Origin of the sequence: Fibrella aquatilis (genome assembly GCF_017353255.1) — a bacterium.
GTDB classification, from domain to species: domain Bacteria; phylum Bacteroidota; class Bacteroidia; order Cytophagales; family Spirosomataceae; genus Fibrella; species Fibrella aquatilis.
Map to the genome: position 1 here is coordinate 50,488 of NZ_JAFMYU010000001.1, position 19,308 is coordinate 69,795.

At 57.0% G+C, this 19,308-nt stretch carries 14 protein-coding genes; 7 read left to right on the forward strand and 7 right to left on the reverse strand.

Features of this window, described 5'->3' with window-relative positions; genetic code table 11:
* Positions 1-20: 20 nt before the first annotated feature.
* The 3 genes from nudK (at position 21) to J2I48_RS00265 (ending at position 2,254) form a co-directional block, all read left to right on the forward strand.
* Positions 21-611 carry a GDP-mannose pyrophosphatase NudK gene (gene nudK, locus J2I48_RS00255; RefSeq protein WP_207333374.1) on the forward strand — a complete coding sequence of 197 codons (591 nt, stop codon included), beginning with the start codon at positions 21-23 and terminating at the stop codon, positions 609-611.
* Position 612: 1 nt separating this feature from the next.
* A complete protein-coding gene (locus J2I48_RS00260) occupies positions 613-984 on the forward strand; it encodes a DUF4406 domain-containing protein (RefSeq protein ID WP_207333375.1) in 372 nt (123 codons plus the stop codon).
* Between the two features lie 79 nt (positions 985-1,063).
* Complete coding sequence (locus J2I48_RS00265; RefSeq protein WP_207333376.1) at positions 1,064-2,254, forward strand: alpha/beta hydrolase family protein; 1,191 nt, start codon at positions 1,064-1,066, stop codon at positions 2,252-2,254.
* Positions 2,255-2,342: 88 nt separating this feature from the next.
* Here the strand turns inward: J2I48_RS00265 and J2I48_RS00270 are convergent, their stop codons facing one another.
* The 4 genes from J2I48_RS00270 to J2I48_RS00285 form a co-directional block, all read right to left on the reverse strand.
* Positions 2,343-4,718, reverse strand: a complete 2,376-nt coding sequence (locus J2I48_RS00270; protein ID WP_207333377.1) for an alkaline phosphatase family protein — start codon at positions 4,716-4,718, stop codon at positions 2,343-2,345.
* Positions 4,719-4,789: 71 nt separating this feature from the next.
* Positions 4,790-6,691, reverse strand: a complete 1,902-nt coding sequence (locus tag J2I48_RS00275) for an AAA domain-containing protein (RefSeq protein ID WP_207333378.1) — start codon at positions 6,689-6,691, stop codon at positions 4,790-4,792.
* Between the two features lie 127 nt (positions 6,692-6,818).
* Positions 6,819-7,247: a YtxH domain-containing protein gene (locus J2I48_RS00280; protein ID WP_207333379.1), complete on the reverse strand. Its 429-nt coding sequence runs from the start codon at positions 7,245-7,247 to the stop codon at positions 6,819-6,821.
* A 28-nt stretch (positions 7,248-7,275) separates the two neighbouring features.
* Positions 7,276-7,527, reverse strand: a complete 252-nt coding sequence (locus tag J2I48_RS00285; RefSeq protein WP_207333380.1) for a YtxH domain-containing protein — start codon at positions 7,525-7,527, stop codon at positions 7,276-7,278.
* Between the two features lie 444 nt (positions 7,528-7,971).
* Here J2I48_RS00285 and J2I48_RS28175 point away from each other — a divergent pair, with 444 nt between their 5' ends.
* Positions 7,972-8,511: an FAD-binding oxidoreductase gene (locus J2I48_RS28175; protein ID WP_229375684.1), complete on the forward strand. Its 540-nt coding sequence runs from the start codon at positions 7,972-7,974 to the stop codon at positions 8,509-8,511.
* A gap of 24 nt (positions 8,512-8,535) precedes the next feature.
* Positions 8,536-11,886, forward strand: coding sequence for a M4 family metallopeptidase (locus tag J2I48_RS00295; RefSeq protein ID WP_207333381.1), 3,351 nt, complete (start codon positions 8,536-8,538; stop codon positions 11,884-11,886).
* 344 nt (positions 11,887-12,230) lie between these two features.
* Here the strand turns inward: J2I48_RS00295 and J2I48_RS00300 are convergent, their stop codons facing one another.
* Both J2I48_RS00300 and J2I48_RS00305 read right to left on the reverse strand, forming a co-directional pair.
* Positions 12,231-14,219 (reverse strand): M56 family metallopeptidase, encoded by a 1,989-nt coding sequence (locus J2I48_RS00300; RefSeq protein ID WP_207333382.1) that lies wholly within the window; start codon positions 14,217-14,219, stop codon positions 12,231-12,233.
* Positions 14,216-14,593 (reverse strand): BlaI/MecI/CopY family transcriptional regulator, encoded by a 378-nt coding sequence (locus tag J2I48_RS00305; RefSeq protein ID WP_207333383.1) that lies wholly within the window; start codon positions 14,591-14,593, stop codon positions 14,216-14,218. Before J2I48_RS00305 ends, J2I48_RS00300 begins: the two co-directional genes overlap by 4 nt.
* A 152-nt stretch (positions 14,594-14,745) precedes the next feature.
* Here J2I48_RS00305 and J2I48_RS00310 point away from each other — a divergent pair, with 152 nt between their 5' ends.
* The gene (locus tag J2I48_RS00310; RefSeq protein WP_207333384.1) at positions 14,746-15,381 is read left to right on the forward strand and encodes a response regulator; all 636 of its coding nucleotides are present in this window, start codon (positions 14,746-14,748) and stop codon (positions 15,379-15,381) included.
* A gap of 94 nt (positions 15,382-15,475) precedes the next feature.
* Here J2I48_RS00310 and J2I48_RS00315 read toward each other — a convergent pair whose 3' ends face one another.
* On the reverse strand, positions 15,476-17,326 hold the full coding sequence (locus tag J2I48_RS00315; protein WP_207333385.1) for a sensor histidine kinase: 1,851 nt from the start codon (positions 17,324-17,326) through the stop codon (positions 15,476-15,478).
* Positions 17,327-17,519: 193 nt separating this feature from the next.
* Here J2I48_RS00315 and J2I48_RS28525 point away from each other — a divergent pair, with 193 nt between their 5' ends.
* A complete protein-coding gene (locus J2I48_RS28525; protein ID WP_207333386.1) occupies positions 17,520-19,211 on the forward strand; it encodes a trypsin-like peptidase domain-containing protein in 1,692 nt (563 codons plus the stop codon).
* Positions 19,212-19,308: the final 97 nt, after the last annotated feature.

The window sequence follows — 19,308 nt, forward strand, 5'->3', positions numbered from 1 at the left end:
ATAAACATATCTAAACAAAAATGAACGAAACTGTTGCCCCAGCTATCCGTATTACAGATGAGAAGCTGCTCTCCGACAACTGGTACATACTGAAACGCTACACCTTCGACTACCAGCAGAAGAACGGCGAGTGGATCACGCAGCAGCGGGAGGCCTATGACCGCGGTAACGGAGCCACGGTACTGCTCTACAACCCGGAAGCCGACACCGTGATTCTGACACGGCAGTTTCGTCTGCCTACCTACGTCAACGGTAACCCCACGGGCATGCTGATCGAAACCTGCGCGGGTCTGCTCGACAATGACCACCCCGACTATGCTATTCGGCGGGAGATGGAGGAAGAAACGGGCTACCAGATCACCGATGTGCAAAAAGTGCTGGAGGCTTACATGAGTCCCGGTTCGGTGACGGAAAAACTGTTTTTCTACATTGCCCACTATAGCGCCAACACGGCCCGGCAGGGTGGGGGAGGCGTAGATGAAGAGGAGATCGAGGTGCTTGAACTGCCGCTGTCACAAGCCATGCGCATGATTCAGACCGGCGAGATCATGGACGGCAAAACGATCATGCTATTGTATTACTTGACAATCAACCAGTTAAACAAGAAATAATATGATGATTCTGATCGCTGCCCCCTATCGGGGTGGCACCAACGATGATCCGGCGCTGATGGCCCAAAATCTGGCTCACCTGGAATCGGTAGCCCTACCGCTGTTTCGGGCGGGGCATTTGCCTATGATTGGCGAATGGGTTGCCCTGCCTCTGATTCGACTGGGTGGGTCAACGAAGCCTGGTGATGCCGTTTGGAACGAAATACAGTATCCGGTGGCGCATCAGTTGCTCGACAAGTGCGATGCGGTGCTACGGTTGGAGGGGGCTTCGGCAGGTGCTGACAATGACGTGAAACTAGCCCAGGAGCGCGGGATTCCCGTTTATTTTTCACTCCGTGACGTGCCAGGTGTGGCCGGTGCTAAATCGGCTTGATAACCACCGAAAACGGAACGTAGCGCGTTGTGGCGGTGTTTTTTAAGTACACTTCTCAACGTTTCTCAATTCGTTTTTCATGCTCAAACTCACCTTGTTGTCGGTTCTTTTTGGGCTGACTGCACTGGCACCATCAGCCTGTCGCCAATCGGCGCAGCCTGAGGCGGCGGCCACCCCGGCACGTACCCTGATTGACGCCCAACTGTTGGGCACCTACACGTCTGATCAGCTTAGAAATCGCTATAACGGCGCCACCTCGTTTCTGCGGCTGCTTACCCGCTACGGCATCCGGGCCTACAAACTCACCTACCATACCACCAATACCGACGGCAAGGCTGTAACAGCTTCGGGTGCGGTGTTGGTACCTATGACGACTGACTCGCTGCCCCTGATCAGCATGCAGCATGGCACCATCAGCGGCGACGACCAGGCGCCGTCGTACTACAAATCAAGCAGCGAAGCGTATCAGTTTGGGTCCGTATTTTCATCCGTGGGCTACATCGTGGCCGCACCGGACTACATCGGCTACGGGGCTTCAAACAACCTGCCACACCCCTACGAACACAACCGGAGTCTAGGGCAAGCGTCACTCGACATGCTTCGGGCGACAAAAGAGTTTTTGGCCGATCAGAAAACAAACTGGAACGGTCGGCTCTACACAGCGGGGTATTCAGAAGGCGGCTATGCCACCATGGCCCTGCAAAAGAAACTGGAAGAAGAGGCCCCGACGGAATTCAACCTTGTGGCGTCGAGCGTGGGGGCGGGTGCTTACGATAAGCCCGCGTTTATGCGCTACATCGTGGGCAACAAAACGCAGGGCAGCATCGATTATAACCGGCTGTATTTGTGGGTGTTACTAACCTACGACCGCGTCTATGGCTTAAACCGTCCGGCGTCTTACTATTTCAAGGAACCCTATGCCAGCCGCGTGAAAGCCAACGCCCAGGGGGCGCTCATCAACGTGAGCTTCAATGAAGCCCTCACCGACGAGTTTAAGACGGCTGTGCAAAACGGTACCGACGCAGCCTTCATCAAGGCCGTGCAGGACAACGACATCCACGACTGGAAACTCCGTACGCCCACCCGACTCTACCACGGCGACGCCGACAATACGGTGTTTTTTTTCAACTCCCAAAATGCCTACGACGCCATGCAGCGCCGTGGCGCCACCAACGTGTCGCTCTACCGCCTGCGCGGTCGTACCCACGCCACCGGCATCATCGACTTCGTCCTCGGCACGTTTGACTTCTTCGGCGGGCGTGGGGTGTAGTAAAGGGAGTGGTAAACGGTGAGTGTTAAGTGCTGAGTGTTAAGCGACAACAGTACTTACCACTCACCGTTTACCACTCACCACTCAATTAATCGTCATCATCTTTCCGGGCTACTTGCAGGAAGGCACCGCGGCGAGGGGCGGGCATAACCGCGTGTTCGCCTTTGACGGTCTTCCAGATGATTTCGTTGAAGAGCCGGTCGTCGATTTTATCGGCGTAGCGCAGATCTATTTTTTCTGACTGACGGGCCGGTTCGGTCCAGGCCGTGTTGCGGGCGTCGAGGTCGGTTTTGGCCGGGATGAACGTGTAGGGCGTGGCGTTGAGCGTATTGGTGAAACAGGCGAACAGGGGCCGGGCAGCGGCATCGTACTGACTCATAGGCGGCAGTCCCAGGATCAACTCCATGGTCCGCAACATGCCCGACGTAGAGTAGGCCGTGTGGTCGATGTAGTGACGGCGCGTATAGGGGCTGATGACCAGCGCCGGAGAGCGGTGCGCATCGACGTGATCGGCTCCGTTTTGGGCGTCATCTTCCAGCACAAACACCGCCGACTCGTTCCAGATTGGGCTGTGCGACAGGTAGTCCACAAACTGCCCCAGCGCCTGATCGTTGTCGGCCACGTGGGCGATGGGGGTGGGGGCACCCACGCGGGCACCACTCGTGTGGTCGTTGCCCAGCCGGATGGTGCTGAAGTGCGGCACGGCGTTGATGGCGATGAGCGAGTCAAGGTCTTTTTTCCAGATGCCCACCCGCTTGATGTCTTTGATCGTCATGTCGAAATCGGGGTAGTTGGGCGCAAACCGACCGTCGAGGGCGGAGCCTTTGCGTCTCGAATACGCCTCAAATTCGCCGTAGCTGCGGTAGCGGAGGCCCGCCCGTTGGCAATAGTCCCAGATGAACCCCTTTTTTGGGTAGGCCACGGGGCGGCTGCCTTCGTAGTCGTAGGTGCCGCCGCGACCGCCGTAGCTGGTGGGCCAGGTTTTCTCGGTAAAGTCGGTGGCGTAGGCGGCCGTGCTCCAGTTATGGCCGTCGGCGCTAACCTCGGCGTCGACGTAGAAATTGTCGAGCAGGACAAACTCACGGGCCAGGGCGTGGTGGTTGGGGGTAATGGCTTCGGGGAAAATGCAGAGCGACGAATCGCCGTTGCCGCCGGGCATGTCGCCAAAGATCTGGTCGTAGGTGCGGTTTTCTTTAATGATGTAGAAGACGTGCTTGATCTGCGCCGATTTCTGGCCTACGCGCATTGGGATTGGTGATGCGGCTTCGCCCATTGCCGTTGTTTCCTGCTCTTTTTTGTAAGGTGTATTTTGGTACACCTGCTTCGAGAGACCCGTCAGGGCAGCGGCGTTGGGCATGGCGAACATCGACAACGTGCTCTTAAACAGCCCGGCAATGTATTCGGTGTTGGCGTCGCGGCGTTTGTTGGGGTTTGGGCCGTTGGGGTTGGCTTTGGAGGTAAACCCCTTGCCATTGGCCACGTATACGTTTTGCCCGATGGCCTTCACCGCCGTGGGGTACCAGCCCGTAGGAATGAACCCCAGCGACCGGCTCTTGCCTGGCTGCGATACGTCGAACACGGCCAGGCAGTTGTTGTCGGCGTTGGCCACGAGCAGTTGATTTTTCACCAGCGCCAGGCCGTTGGGCGTACTGCCCGCCAGGGCGTTGGGATACAGCGACGTGATGACGGTTTCGAGCACCTTCCGGCTTTTGACATCGATTACCGACACGGCATTGTCATTGGCGCAGGCCACGTACAGATATCGGCCATTTGGGCTGAAGATGAGATCGTTAGGGTGACTACTCGTGGCGATTTCGCCGGTCAGTTTATCTTGTTTCGGATCGTAGATCACCACTTTTTCACCACCCCAGACCGTAATAAACAGCTCGTCAGATACCGGCGACCGCAGGCAGGTATAGGCTTCAGCGGGGAGCTTGATGCGCTTCTTTACCTGCTTTGTGGTCAGGTCGCAGATGTACAGGGCGCTGTCGTCTTTGGTAACGGCATAGAGCGTGGTACCGGCTTTGTCAGTCTCGATGCCTGCCACCGAAATCTTGGTCGGCCAGGGTTTACCCAGCACCACCGAGTCGGTCTTTACGAGTTGATCGCCCGCTGTAGCGTACAGCAGAATCCGGTTGTCGTTGCCGCCCGATGCCAGCAGCGTTTTGCCGTCGGGACTGAATTTTAACCCCACCCACGATTTGCGGATGGTCACCTCGCTCAGCACTTTCTCACCCGCCGGGTCGATGAGTTGAATAGTCTGGGTGCTTTGCCCGTTGTTGGTGACTGCGAGTCGCTTACCATTCGGGGATATAGCCATATTGAGGGGTAAATCGCCCAGTGGGAGCGACCGCCCCAGTGGCGAGAGGCTCCAGCCGTTGGGGAGCGTAAGTCGGGTAGCGGTTTGGGCGTAGGTGCCGTGCGCCAGTAGGAGCAGGCCAACGAGAAAAAGCCGGGTTCGCATGATGAGCGTAGTTTTTAGACAAACTTACGCCCCTTTCGGCCACGGCCTGTTATGGATTGGTTAACAACTGTTCACGCCATGAAACTCCACGCGCTTTGGTAAGCGTTCAGGCGCTCGGCGTTGGTGATGAAGTCGGCGTAGAAGGGGTGGCTGGCCAAGGTGGCACTGTCGCCGATGATGACCAGCTTCTTGCGGGCGCGGGTCATGGCCACGTTCATCCGGCGGATGTCGGACAGGAAGCCAATCTCGCCCCGGTCGTTGCTGCGCGTCAGGGAGATGTAGATAACGTCGCGTTCCTGCCCCTGAAAACTGTCGATGGTATTCACCGAGATCGCGTGGCGGTACGGTTGCAGGTCCGGCGTGTGGTCCAGTTGCTCATTCAGCAACACCAGCTGCTGTTTATACGGCGAAATCACGGCCACACTGGGGAAGCTGGCGGGTGCATAGAGTGGTGCTAGCTGAGCCACCAGTTGCGCTAAATGCCTGATAGCCAGTGCCGCCTCTTCGGGATTGGTCGAACTGGTGCCTTCCAGCTTTTCCTCAAAACCGCAACCCGCCGTGTCTATAAATTCCAGCGGACTGTCGCCCGAGAAAAGCAAGTGACCCGCCACGGAGGCGTGCGCCCGTAGCTGGTTGTTGTAGAAAATACGGGCCGAATAGTCCATGATCTGCTCGTGCATCCGGTACTGCTCGTTTAGCATCGTCACGGCGTCGGGGTGCAGGGCAATGCATTTCTCCAGCAGGGTGACGTTCAGCCCATTGCGGGCCGCTTCGGCCGATTTGATGGTGGGCGACAGCTGGTAGGGGTCGCCCGCCAGCACTACTTTTTTAGCTTTCAGGATGGGTATCCAGCAGGCCGGTTCCAGCGCCTGCCCGGCCTCGTCGATCACCACGGTATGGTAAGTCAGGCCCCGAACCATATATTGGTTGGCCCCTACCAGCGTAGCCGTGATTACCTGCGCCCGGCCCACCAGATCGTCGATGATGTACTGTTCTGTGTTGGCCACGTCCTTCATAATCCGGTGGGCTTCGTCAAACAGGGCCTTGCGCTGGTCGCGTTCGGCTTTGCCAAAACTGCGCTTGTATTTGTGGGCCATGTTTTTGAACTCGCCTGCCTGCTTCTTCAGCTTTTTGGCCTCACGCATCTGGCTGTGTTCGGCCATCTTGTGGTCGAGAGTGAGGGCCGTCAAGCGCTCCGATATCCGGCTGGGATTACCCACCCGCAACACATTCAGGCCTTCGTCGTGTAGTTTTTCGCTCAGCAAGTCGACGGCGGCGTTGCTGGGTGCTACCACCAGTACCTGCTTGTGGTCCTGGGCAACAAGCGCCTTAATGGCCTGCACCAGCGTGGTGGTTTTGCCCGTACCCGGCGGGCCGTGGACAATGGCCAGCTCATTAGCCGCCAGAATTGCCCCTACGGCCTGGTGCTGACTCGCATTTAATCGGGGTAGAGCAGGTGGGGTGATTTCGGGGCGAAAGGTAGCTGCTGCCGTGCCGATCAGCGTGTTGATGAGTTGGTTGGTGCCGGTTTCGGCCAGGGCGTTTGCCTGCCTGAGGGCGTCCTGCATCTCGTCGTAGCTGGTGTCGTCAAACAGCATATCGATACCCAGCTTACCCTGCCGCGACCAGTCGGGCAACTCGTCGGTCAGGAGCGTGATCTTGAGCCGGTTGCCATTCTGGAAGCTGACGGTGCCCTCTACGCGGTCGGTTTTGGGGTCGTGGTTGCTGAACAGTGCTGCCGGAACACCCGTGCGCAGTTGGTGCGACAAGTCCTGGTGGGTAGTGCGTTCAACCTCTACAGTCAGATAGTCGCCCCGCCCCAGCTCCGACCCGCGGATGGCGATGGGGTACCAGGTGAGGCCATTGGCACGGCGTTCGGCCACACTCGCCGACTGGGTAAGCTGTTGGTACTGCTGCCGGTCTGCTTCCCGTTCTGTTTTCAGCAGATCCAGCAGGGTTGTAAAATAATCCATCGACAAAGGTAAATCTGTCAGCGCTGGCATATGTGTCTACACCCTGCGTAAAAAGCGAATAGCCCCGGCCTGTGGGGCCGGGGCTATTCTTTCATGATGTTGAGTAAATCAGAAAAACGGGGTGCAATTAGTTCGCTTTTACCGCGTCTTTTGCCGAGTTGATGCCCGATTTTGCGTCGTCGGCCAGTTCGTCTACTTTATTGTTGTAGTCGGTTTTGGCTTCGTACTTGTTCTTGTTGAACTCGTCTTTTACCTCACCTTTGGCTTGGTTGTACTGATCTTTGGCTTGGTCGGCGTATTGGTTGGCCTGACCTTTCACCTGGTTGAACTGATCTTTTGCCTGATCAACATACTGGCCTGCCTGCTCTTTTACTTTGTCGAACTGATCTTTGGCCTGGGCTACACCCTTGTTCCATTGATCTTTCAAGCCTTCAGTCTTTTTGTTGGCTTCTTCAGTCAGTTTGTCGCGGGTTTCTTTACCACTACGGGGGGCTGTAAGAATACCAATGGCTACGCCTGTCAACAGGCCGGTCAGGAAATCACGTGTGCTACGCATTGTGTTAGTCGGTTTGTGGTGAATCAGTTTAAAACTTCGCCCGGCGCTTTGCTTCGCCAGCGACACTCTTGGTCTTCGACGCCGCCGTATCAACGTAATCGTTATACTGGCTGCGGATGTTTTCGAGACCTTCTTGCAGTTGGTCCTGCAAATTTTTGAAGAAACTATCGGTATCTGACGACAAGCCTTCGCGGGTTTTTTTGCCACTCTGAGGAGCCAGCAGCACCCCCACTACAACACCAGCCGCCAGGCCTAGGAGAATTCCGGGTAACGATTTCATGTGCTTGGATTACGTTTAGTGAAATGGATCAAAACGTCTGACCATCCTTTCGAAAATATCGTACCAAGATGCCAGTATGAGTCAATTAGATAGCCAGTTGTCTATAAATCAGTGAGTTGTCATTTTTGAGATAAACAAATGAACTGATTGACGTACCTTGTTGGCGGGGAACAAGTTCTACAAAATGGTCATCCCTCCCCCCACCAACGCCCTCATGCTACTCATCCGTTTGCTTTGTCGCCGTTGCTTATTTAGCGGTTTGACTTGCTCCTTACTTAGCTGCTCAACGACTACGATCTACACGTCTGGGTTATGCCGACCGCTCGCGCAAAGAGCTTACCGCTGACTCAATACCCTACCCGGCCCCTTATCAGGCTAACCAATCAGTTGCTTATTTTTAACACCAATCACCGTTTACCTCCCACCACGTACCACTCTTTACCTATGCCCAACCTGCCCGCTCTCATTCGTATTGTTGTCATTACGTTGCTCACGCTGGTGTCGGCCCGTAGCCTGCTGGCGCAGTCTCCCACGGCTGCCAAGCCCAATAGCCTGTCGACACCTAAAAAGGCGCGTAAAGGCCCCCGGCTTGTTAAATCGGTCCGTAAAACGTCGCGCGAAGTGCCTGATGTGTACAAAGGTCGGGTGCTCACCGTAGGGTCGGGTGGTGGTGTGGTGGGGCTGGAAACGGCTTACTCACTCCTTGACGATGGGCGGCTGTTTAGCAAGACAAGCAAGGCCACTACCTACACCTTTCTGGGTACGCAAACCCCCGAAAACACCAAGCGCGTATTCTGGTCGGTGGAAGACCGGTGTCAGATCAAGAAAACTACGTTCGACAAGCCGGGCAACATGTACCGCTTTGTCCAGTGGCGAAAAGGCGTTGAAAAACACAGGGTTACCTGGGCACCCGGCGACAAAACGCTGCCCCCCAACTACGAAAAAGTATATACCGGCTTCATGGGCATGCTCCCCAAAAAGTAAGTCACTCTGTTAAATATCCACTCTATGAAACACGTCCTCTACCTCACCGCCCTGACCGCCGGGCTAACTGGCACCACCGCCTGGGCACAGCAGCCCCAACTGGCCAACCCCTCCGACCTGGCCACCCGCGTGGACACGGGTGTAACTGTAACCACGGGCGTACCCGGCTTTTCGCGGAAACTGAAAACCGCCCCCGCCGACCCCGCTTTAGCCCAGCGCCTTGGAGCCACCGAGGCCCCGCTGCCCGCCAACCGGATACAGCCGTTAACGCTTACCGCCACGGGCAAAGCCCCTGTCGATGTGCCGCCCCTGCGGCTGAAAATAGTGCGCGACAGCCGGTCAGGCCTGCCGATTTACATCGAGAACCTGGACCCGCGTCCGGGCCTGAACCGCAACGGCCGACGGTCGATGCAGGCCACGGCCTATGCGTTTTTGGGCCAGATAAAGGGATTGCTAGGCGTAAAAGACCCCGAACAGTCGTTGCAGATTCGGCAGACGATAGATGACGATATGGGCCAGACGCACTACCGCCTGAGCCAGACGCATCGGGGGGTGCCCGTCTATGGGGCTGAACTGGCCGTCCACCTCACCAACGGCGAGGTAACGCTGGTAAATGGTCAATATCAGCCCATTCCTACTACCCTTGATGTGCAGCCTGAACTATCATTGACGGCGGCGGGCAAAGCGGCCCTGCGCGACGTGGGCAAGACCATTCCCGTGCGCATGTTCGGGCAGAATATCCTGAAGATGGAGCCGGTAACGGGGGAGCTTTGCATCTACGCGGGTACGTCTGACCAGCCCGCCCCCGCCCGGCTGGCCTACGACCTCACCGTGCGGCCCAACCTGCTGCAACGGTGGCAGTACGTGATCGACGCCCAAACCGGGGCGGTGCTGGCCAAACACAACAACACCTGTAGTATCGACGGCTCGAAAGATGCCTCGGCCAGAGACCTTAACGGGGTGACGCGTTCATTCAAAACGTATCTCTACGGCACCAACTACATCATGCTCGATGCCAGCCGGGCCATGTATGACAAGAACAAGTCGAAACTGCCCGACGCACCCGTGGGTGGGCTGTGGACCATTGATGCCGCTAATACATACGGCGACAACCTTGCCTGGCGGCAGGTGTCGTCTACGAACAATACCAACTGGAGTCCCACGGCTACGTCGGCGCAGTATAATGTGGGGGTTGCCTACGAGTATTTTCTGAAAACGTTCAATCGTAAATCCATTAACGACAAAAACGGTACGATCACGTCGATTATCAACGTCAATGACCCTGAAACAGGTAAGGGCATGGACAACGCCTACTGGAACGGCGAGTATATGCTCTACGGCAATGGCGATAAAGGTTTTAAGCCGCTGGCTGGTGCACTCGACGTGGCCGGGCACGAAATGAGCCACGGCGTGATCCAGAATACGGCCAACCTGACCTACCAGGGCCAGTCGGGCGCCCTCAACGAATCTTTTGCCGACGTATTTGGCGTACTCATCGACCGGGCAAACTGGAACATTGGCGAAGACGTGGTCGTGAAGGCCTACTTCCCATCGGGGGCGTTGCGAAGCATGTCGAACCCCAATCAGGGCGGCACCAATGACAACGGTTACCAGCCCAAAACGATGGCGCAGTATGATAACACCACCGAAGACAACGGCGGCGTACACATCAACAGCGGCATTCCCAACTACGCGTTCTTCCTCTTTGCCAACAACGCCAGCGTGGGCAAAGACAAAGCCGAGCAGGTGTATTACAAGGCCCTGACCCAATACCTCACCCGCTCGTCGAAATTCCTGGACATGCGGCTGGCCGTTATCCGCGCCGCCACCGACATCCATGGGGCCAACAGCGCCGAGGTGACAGCCGCCAAAGCCGCCTTCGACGCGGTGGGTATTGTGGAAGGCAGCAGCACTCCCGTCGATCCCAAACCCACCATTCCGGCCTCGACGGGGCAGGATTTTATTAGCCTGGTGAGCGTGGGTGATGGAAAACTCTACACCACGCCCTATCCCATCGGCACGTTTACGGCCCGCAGCACCTCGAAACTGCTGCGCCGCCCCAGCGTAACCGACGACGGTAAACTGGCTGTGTTTGTGGGCAGCGACGGCAAGATCCGGGCCAGCAGTCTCACCAACCCTGCTTCTGAAACCGTGGTATCGCAGGAAGCAGGCTGGGCCAACGTGGCGGTGTCGAAAGATGGTACGCGCCTGGCGGCCCTGACCGACAAGCAGGATGGTAAAATCTACGTCTACAGCTTTGATTTGAGCAAATGGCAGACCTTCAAGCTCTACAACCCCACCACGGCGCAGGGTATAAAAACGGGTGAAGTGGCCTACGCCGACTCCTTCGAGTGGGATTACACGGGCGAATACATCATCTACGATGCCTACAACAAGCTCAAAAACGCTACCGGCACAGCGGTCGATTATTGGGACGTGGGTATCATGCGGGCCTGGGACGGGGCTAAGAAAAACTTCGCCGACGGCACCATCGAAAAGCTCTTTACCGACTTGGATGAGGGCGTGAGCATCGGTAATCCGTCGTTTGCTAAGACCGCCCCCAACGTGGTTGCCTTTGATTATTTCGACGAAAATGACCAGAGTAACTACGTCCTGGGGGCCAACATCGAAACCAGCGACGTGCAGGTCATCTACGAAAACAACACGCTGGGTTTTCCGAGCTATTCGCGCACCGACAATGCCGTGGTGTTTGGCACGCTCGACAAAAACAATAAAGAGTCGGTGGCGCTGATGGGCGTTGGGGCCGACAAGATTACGGCTACGGGCACTGCCGCCACACCCCTGGTAACGGGCGCGAAATGGCCGGTCTGGTACAGCAATGTGGCTCGGGCACTGCCCACCCGCGTAAACCAGACGCTGACGTTTAACCTGCCCAGCAGCCGCTTCCTGAGCGAAGGCGATCTGACGCTCTCGGCTACGTCGTCGGCCAATTTGCCGGTGAGCTTCAAGGTGATGAGCGGTCCGGCCACACTGGCGGGTAACGTGCTGAAAATGAGTTCGGCAGGGGCCGTTACGGTGCGGGCGTTTCAGGATGGGAATGCCCAGACGTTCGCTGCCACACCCGTAGACCGCAGCATCGACGTGCAGCAGCTACTGGCCACCGAACCCGCCTGGCTTGGCGACGTACGCCTGTTTCCCAACCCCACCCGCAGCCGTCTCACGGTGGAATTGCCCACGGGTGTCGCCTGGCAAACCGCCGACCTGATCAGCACCGCCGGGGCCGTGGTGCAGCAGCATACCAACGCCGTGCAAAAACCGCTGGAATTAGACGTAAGTGCCTTGCCAACAGGATTATACGTGATCACGATTGACACCGACAAAGGCCGCATCCAGCGCAAAGTAGTGCGCGAGTAAATTCGTTCGGTGCTGTTTTCTAATAATGGTTCTTGATGGTTGCCCCAGTTTCGCAACGTACACCTGTAGGGGCGGCCCATCGTGGCCGCCCGCCGCGCGACAGCAATGCGCTGATTACCAACCATGTGCGAGTAACACGCTTCTAAGGGGTCGAGCAAAAGTTTAGCGGATTCTTGAACGCATCGATGCCATCACTCAAAGTGATGGCATCGCTAGATTTCGCTAGATTCTCGCCTGACCACTAGTAATTAGTGCATTGATTACACACTAAGGGCGGCCACTGCGTGTCCGAGAGCGGGCGGCCACTATCGTGTCCGAAAGCGGGCGGCCACGATGGGCCGCCCCTACTGCTTCTTCTTTGTGAAAATCTCCACCACGCCATACTGCGCTTCATCGTCGTATTCTTTGTATTTGTCGCGGGCGTAACTGTCTTTCAGTACGTTAATAGATTGAATTGAATTAGGCTCAAGTGCCGACATCATGGCTTTGTCAGCTTTTTTGCCATTAATAAAAAATAATGGTTCGCGGCCATCGGTTAGAGCAAGTCCACTGCTTGGGAATGAGAAGCCAACACCTTCCATGCGTAGAAACCGGGTGGGTTCGTGACCAGTAACCGTGTCACGGAGAAAGGCGAGAGTCCGTGGAATGTTTTCTGCATCTGGCGTTTTTTCACTTTTCGGCACATATCCAGTCTTCTTTTTCTCGGTGACTTGAAAATCAATCGGCAGCGTATACCGTACCGTTACGGGACGTCCGCTTTGCTGACCGGGAATCCACTTTGGCATGGCTTTCACCAGCCGAACAGCCTCGGCATCGCAGCCGAAGCCAAGGCCTTTCAGAATTTGGACACTGCCAATAGAGCCATCGGTATTGACATCGAACTGAACGAATACCTTGCCCGATACGGCGGCTCGTCGGGCTGCTTCGGGGTATTGGAGATTGTCATTTACATAGTTGAACAGCCCCTGCATTCCGCCTGGAAACTGGGGTTGCTGCTCTACAGTGGTAAACACCTCGCCATCGTTACTGATGGGGGCCGTAGCTGTGCTGGGGGTCGTGGCTACGGGCATCGAGGTGGCGTCGAGAGTAGTGCTTTCGAGGGCAATTAACAAGACTACCTGCTCCAACTTGGCACTGATGGACTGTTCCTGAGATTTAAAACCAACGAAGCTGACCATCAGTACCACGCCTTCTTTGTTTGGCAACGCTAGCTTGAAATTACCTGCTGCGTCGGTGGTGGTGCCTCGTGTACCATTTTTGACCACAATGTTGGCTCCGGGTAGTGGCTTGCGCGTGGCCCGGTCAATGACCCGCCCTTCTACCAGCATCGTATCGGGTACAACCTTTGCGGTGGCCACAGCCGGTGCGTTTTCAGAGGGCATTGTTGTCGCAAAGGCTGCTTCAGTAGTTAGTTTGGGAGCCGATTCGGGCCGGGTGGTCATAGCCAGCAGGGCGGTGGCGAGGGGCACAATGAGCGCGTATTTCCAGAGCGCCCGGCGAGAGGTGTGTTGTTGGTAAAGCATCTGTATACGTTGTTTTAAGGTTGGCGATTCGGGCTGCGACGGACCAAACGTGTGCGCCAGGCCGTCGGTGGGGGCAAGGTGAAACGCGTAGTCTACCAGGAAACGGGCGTAGGCGTCGCGGTCGGTAGTGGTGGTCAGCGCGTCGCGGTCGGCGAGGTACTCGTGCACTTGCCGGATAGCCCTCCGGTAGCCAAAAAGGGCCGGATTGGGCCAGCAGAGGGCCTGTAGCACTTCCAGCAGCAGCACGTCCAGACTGTGCCATTGCCGGATATGCACCAGCTCATGCAGCCGGACGGCCTCGGTTTGGGCATCGTCGGGGTTGAGAACCAGGTACCGGAAAAACGAGAACGTGGGCGTTCGGTCGTCGGTGGGGCGTACGAGTGTGTAGTGGGGCAGCACCTGCGCGGGCCACTGTCGGATGAGCCGCAGCAACGCCCCCGTGCGCCAGGCCGTGCGTAGGAGCAGACCCGCCGCCACGACCACCGCCAGCCAGAGCGCCAGCACGGGCCAGTCGGGCAGGAGGGGGGCCTCCGGGGCGACCACCACGGCCATTACGCTGCCCATGTCTACCCCGACGGTGGCCACCACCGGCTCATCGTCGGCCCAGGGCCAGGTCCAGGCTAACCCCGGAATATTTACCAATGGCAGCGATAACGCCACCATTACTGAGGCCAGCAGGTAAACCCGGTTGAGGGTCAGGAATGTATGCCGCCGGAGTAAGAGCCAATAGAAGCCATAGAACAGGGCCAGATAACCGTTGGCCTTGCACCAGTAAAGCAGCAGGGGCGAATCGGACAGTGCCGCGATCATGGTTTTTGCCGGTTGAGGAGGTCGATGATCTCATCGGCTTCGTTGAGGCTCACGTTGCGTTCTTTCACAAAAAACGACACCAGTTTTTGCAGAGACCCGTCGAAATAATTGGTCATCAACTGCTCGGTCTGGAACCGGCGGTATTCATCTTCCGAAATCAGCGGGTAGTATTCGTGGGTTTTGCCATAGGCCGTGTAGCCCACCACGCCTTTCTTCTCCAGAATGCGAATAATGGTCGATACGGTGTTATAGGCCGGTTTTTCGCCCGTCGAATCCAGAGCGGGTAATTCGGCGAGTACGTCTTTGACGAAGCCTTTTTTTAGCCGCCAGAGTACACGCATGATGTCTTCTTCGGCATTGGTTAATTCGCGCATAGGTTGGTCTGTTGGTGTAGTAAACGAATTTAGTACTATTATGTTAGTTGAAAAACTAATTATCTAGTTATTGCGCAGATTCTATTTAACGGCAATGCAGTCTGGGTAATGGCTATCTTACTTTACAGTTAGGTACTTTCCGCCATGCCACTATGCCCATCCGTATCTTGCTGGTCGATGACCACCGTATCATTCTGGACAGCCTGTCGATGCTGCTATCATCTATCGATGGGGTAGAGGTGGTGGCCAAACTGAGCGACAGCCGTGAAGTAATTCCTTTTATGACCACCACCCCCGTCGACGTGCTGATATCTGACCTCACCATGCCCTACCTCGACGGGGTGCAGCTCACGGTACTGGTGCGGCAGGCGTTTCCGAACATACCTGTACTGCTGCTGACGGTGTCGGACGAGGTCTCGCTTATTCGCGATGCCTACCGGGCGGGCATTGGCGGCTACGTCCTGAAAAAAGCCGACAAGTCGGAACTGGAGCGGGCATTGCGCACGGTGATCCGGGGCGAACGCTATTTCGACGAAGCCGTACTTCACGACCTGCTTTCGCCTGCTACACAACAGTCTGACAATCAGATTGATCCGGTGCGACTGACTGAGCGCGAACTAGACGTGATTCGGCTTATTGCGCAGGAATATTCCACCACCCAAATTGCCGAACGGCTATTTATCAGCGCCGGTACAGTAGAGACCCACCGCCACAACATCATGCGTAAACTGGGTATACGCAACATGGTGGGTATCCTAAAATACGCCCTCCGGTATCAGTTGATTTAGTAGTGTAGGCGGTTGGTAGTTGCTTCGCGCTCTGAAGACAAGGCGACAGCCATCTAGAGCGCGAAGCAACCACCAACCGCCAACTACAAACCCCCTACACCACCCCCTTCGGAACGGTGAGCCTAATCTGCGTACCCTCATTGGGGCGGCTGGTGACGGCCCACACACCACCCAGCGATTGCACCCGACTGTCGATGTTTTGCAGCCCCATGCCTTCCGAGGGCTGGTCCGGGTTGAAGCCCAGGCCATCGTCGCTCACGGTGAGCACCAGCGTGGTATCGGTTTGGCTGAGGCTGATCCAGACGTGGCTGGCGCGGGCATGGCGAAGCACGTTGTTGGTCAGTTCGAGTACGATGCTGTAAACCTGAAATTTGATGGGGTCGGTAAGGTTGGCGGTGGTGTCGTCGGCCACAAGCTGGAACCGGATGGGGCCACGTTGGTTGAGCTGGCCAACCAGCTTTTGCAGCACCATATGCAGCGATTGGGTGGCCAGGTTGTGCGGCAACATCCCGTGCGAAATCAACCGGATATCGTCATAGAGTTCATTGACCATGGCCAGCACTTCGGCGTAGTTCACCTGGTCGCGCTGGGGCCACCGGCCTGTGGGTACGGCCTGTAAACGCCAGCGAATGGGCGCCACCTTGGTGTTAAGGCTGTCGTGGAGTTCGGTGGCCACGCGCTTGCGTTCCTGCGTTTGCCCCGTCATGAGGGCCGTGCGGGTGGCCTCGTGGCTAGCCAGCAAGAGCCGATTGGCCCGGCGCAGTCGTTGGTTACCGTAGATCACCAGCCCACCAATTAGCCCGCCAATACCCAGTAATATCCAGAGCGAATTACGCACTCGCTGGGCTGATGCCTGTTCTAATTGACTAATTTTTAGTTGGTTATTTTGGGCATTGTATTTCGTCTGTAATTCGTTGAACTGCTTCTGAACGGCTACCCGGCTCAGGCTGTCTTCGTGGCGGTGGAATTGGTTCAGCAATGTATAGGCGGTGCGGTCGTTGCCCACCAGGTGGTTATAGCGCGCCAGTGCCCCCTCGGCGCGGCTGATCATTTCGGGCCAGCCGGAAAGCTGAGCGTAGTGCAGGGCGGTGTCAGCATAGGCCACGGCCTGCGGGTATTGGTGCCGCGACGCGCTGATGTCGGCCAGGTCGGCATGAACGGCAAAGGGCACGATGCGGTCGTTGACCAGGCGGGATATAGTCAGCGCCTGTTGACGGTAGGTGCTGGCCCGTAGCGTATCGCCGAGGTACAGGTAGCAGGCTGCCAGCATATGCGGGTTATCGGCTTTCAGGCGGGGGCTGGTGGCGCGGGGCAGCAGCCTTTCCACAGCCAGGTAATAGCCAAGGGCTTTTTTATAGTTACGGATGCCCCATTTTTCGTAGAAATTATAGTCGCCATAGAAATCCAGTATCCAGCATATATTGTTGGTATTCAGTGATTTAGTGGCAAGTGGTCGGGCTTTTTCGAGCCAGCGAATGCAGGCGGGGGTTTGGTTCGTATTGTTGAGCACAAAGGCAATCAGGATGTAGGTGTAGGTCAGTTCGTAGGTGTCGCCGCCTGCTTTTTCCAGCAGCGTGGCTGCCCGCATGTAAGCCGCCAGGGCAGGTTGGTAGCGCCCGCTGGCATCGTAACTTTTACCCGTAGCCCGCCACAGTAGACCCTCGCCTTTGGCCCACGGCAGGCGCAATAGCAGTTGCCGCAGACTGTCGAGGTAGGCCGCGGCGCGGGGGTCGCGCAGGTTGCAGAGCCGTTCGGTAACCAGGCTGGTCGTGAGCCAGAGGGTGGTGTCGCGCCCCACCGATGCGGGCTGTTGCCGCAGGCCCGTCAGTTTGGCTAGCAGCGTGTCGATGATCGGATTAGGCGCGGGGTTGATTGAATTGGGTCCATGTTGTGCCCACACATGGCCGAGGCTCAACCAGCTGATTAGAAGCAGGCGTAGATGCATGGTGTAGCGTACGTAGGTTTTGATCAAACTAACGGCGTTTTTGCCGTTCCCTCAAGTGCGGCGGGGCAATTTATAGGTTTTCCTATAGGCAGATTACAGGCGTTCATGGATTGTTGCAGTAGGCTGAGGGTCAGATGTTTGCATTGGCTAACATACGTACTAACCCTCAGTCTTATTCCCCACGTCACACTACATGAGCAACGCCTTCCAAACCATCCGCATCCGGCACGTCGACGGGGCAAAAATTAATCAGACCGACGAGTTCGACGCCAACCGGGTTGAACTAACCATTGGTCGAGATACGGGCAGCGACATCCGGTTCGACCCCGACCAGGACCTGAGCGTGAGCCGCCAACACGGCCGCATTTTGCTGCCCGCCCGCCCCGGCGAGCCGTTCAGGCTGGTCGACAATAGCAAAAATGGGTTGTTTATCAACGGGTTGCGCATCACCGATTCGGCCCCGTTGCAACCAGGCGATATGGTGCAGGTGGGTGCCAATGGTCCCCGCTTTGTGCTCGACGTATTCCCCGAAATCACACAGGGGCCTCCCGCCACCCGGCTGGTGGGCATGGAACAAGCCACCAAAGAAGTACGTATGAACGAGGTGCCGCAACTGGTACAGGTCGATACCCTGCCGAAAGTGGGCATTGGCCGCGACACCTTCGAGCGGGCCATCGGGTCGGAACGCAAGCAGTCGAACAAGCGGCTGGGTGCGGTGCTGTTGGGCCTGCTGCTGGTGGTGGGCGCGGGTGGCTACGCGATCTGGCAGCACCAGAAAAAAACCGCCGACGAACTGGTAGGTAGCCGTGATTCGCTCAACGCGGTGCTGAATAAAGAGATCGTGGGCCTGCGGGGTAACCTGACAAAACTGGAGGAGAAAGCCAAAAACCAACCCCTGGCCGACAACGAGGTGGGCGCCCTGGTAATGGACAAAGTGGTGCAGATCGAGATGAGCTGGTCATTGTTCGATGCCCGCACCGGCGAACCCCTCTGGCACCTGTGGGTCCCTATCGACACGGTGGGTACCTACGCCCCGGCCTTCATTCGCCGTCAGGATGGTAACCTGGATGCGTACCTGTTCAAAGCCAAGAGCAACTTGCCGGGCCTGCCCGTGACTGAGGCGGGCAGTGGCACCGGGTTTATGGTGAGCAAAGACGGGCTGCTGCTCACCAACCGCCACGTGGCTGCAGGCTGGGACACGCGCTACAACTTTCCCAGCGTTGGCGGGCGTTTTTTGGGCGTTTTGGTGGAAATGGACCAGAAAGGGCAACTCGCTAAAAAAGGCTTCATCGACCAGCCTGTATCCTGGATACCCTCTGAAACACAGCTGGTTGATGGGCAGCCGGGACAGGTGAGTGGCCGCAACAGCTACATGAACGTGGTGTTTCCCGGCAGCACCAACCGCCGCGCGGCCACGTTGGTGTCGCCCTCGCAGATTCACGACGTAGCCCTGGTGAAAGTGGCTCTGGCGCAGCCGGTTGAGCCGGTAGCTACCCTCGATAATTACAATACCGTGCCCAAAGGCGAGTCGGTGGTGTGCATTGGCTACCCCGGCGTATCGCCGGAGATTTATTCGGTGCGAAAGTCGAACGACAATTTCAAGCGGGCGGCAACCCCCACCACCGTGGCCAACCCCACCATGACGTCGGGCACAATAACGAACCTGATCAAAAGCTCGACCGAGTTCGACAACAAGCAGACCATGGGCGACTACCTGCAGCTGAGCATCAACGCCACCGGGCCGGGCAACAGCGGCGGGCCGTTGCTGAACCGCAAGGGCGAGGTCATCGGCATCTTCACCATGTCGCGTACCGGCTCGGCAGGCGAACTGGTCACCTTCGCTATCCCCATTAAATACGGCCTGGAGCTGCTGACGAAAAACTGATTTGGGATTTGGGATTTCGGATTGGGCTGACGCCGGTCCGCCGGTGCGGTCAGCTATGTCAGAGCACGCTAACCGCACCGGCGGACCGGCGTCAGCC

Bases quoted from the DNA above. Each gene is read 5' to 3' on its own strand.
- nudK (WP_207333374.1), top strand. From the start codon at position 21: ATGAACGAAACTGTTGCCCCAGCTATCCGTATTACAGATGAGAAGCTG.
- J2I48_RS00260 (WP_207333375.1), top strand. From the start codon at position 613: ATGATGATTCTGATCGCTGCCCCCTATCGGGGTGGCACCAACGATGAT.
- J2I48_RS00265 (WP_207333376.1), top strand. From the start codon at position 1,064: ATGCTCAAACTCACCTTGTTGTCGGTTCTTTTTGGGCTGACTGCACTG.
- J2I48_RS00270 (WP_207333377.1), bottom strand. From the start codon at position 4,718: ATGCGAACCCGGCTTTTTCTCGTTGGCCTGCTCCTACTGGCGCACGGC.
- J2I48_RS00275 (WP_207333378.1), bottom strand. From the start codon at position 6,691: ATGGATTATTTTACAACCCTGCTGGATCTGCTGAAAACAGAACGGGAA.
- J2I48_RS00280 (WP_207333379.1), bottom strand. From the start codon at position 7,247: ATGCGTAGCACACGTGATTTCCTGACCGGCCTGTTGACAGGCGTAGCC.
- J2I48_RS00285 (WP_207333380.1), bottom strand. From the start codon at position 7,527: ATGAAATCGTTACCCGGAATTCTCCTAGGCCTGGCGGCTGGTGTTGTA.
- J2I48_RS28175 (WP_229375684.1), top strand. From the start codon at position 7,972: ATGCCCAACCTGCCCGCTCTCATTCGTATTGTTGTCATTACGTTGCTC.
- J2I48_RS00295 (WP_207333381.1), top strand. From the start codon at position 8,536: ATGAAACACGTCCTCTACCTCACCGCCCTGACCGCCGGGCTAACTGGC.
- J2I48_RS00300 (WP_207333382.1), bottom strand. From the start codon at position 14,219: ATGATCGCGGCACTGTCCGATTCGCCCCTGCTGCTTTACTGGTGCAAG.
- J2I48_RS00305 (WP_207333383.1), bottom strand. From the start codon at position 14,593: ATGCGCGAATTAACCAATGCCGAAGAAGACATCATGCGTGTACTCTGG.
- J2I48_RS00310 (WP_207333384.1), top strand. From the start codon at position 14,746: ATGCCCATCCGTATCTTGCTGGTCGATGACCACCGTATCATTCTGGAC.
- J2I48_RS00315 (WP_207333385.1), bottom strand. From the start codon at position 17,326: ATGCATCTACGCCTGCTTCTAATCAGCTGGTTGAGCCTCGGCCATGTG.
- J2I48_RS28525 (WP_207333386.1), top strand. From the start codon at position 17,520: ATGAGCAACGCCTTCCAAACCATCCGCATCCGGCACGTCGACGGGGCA.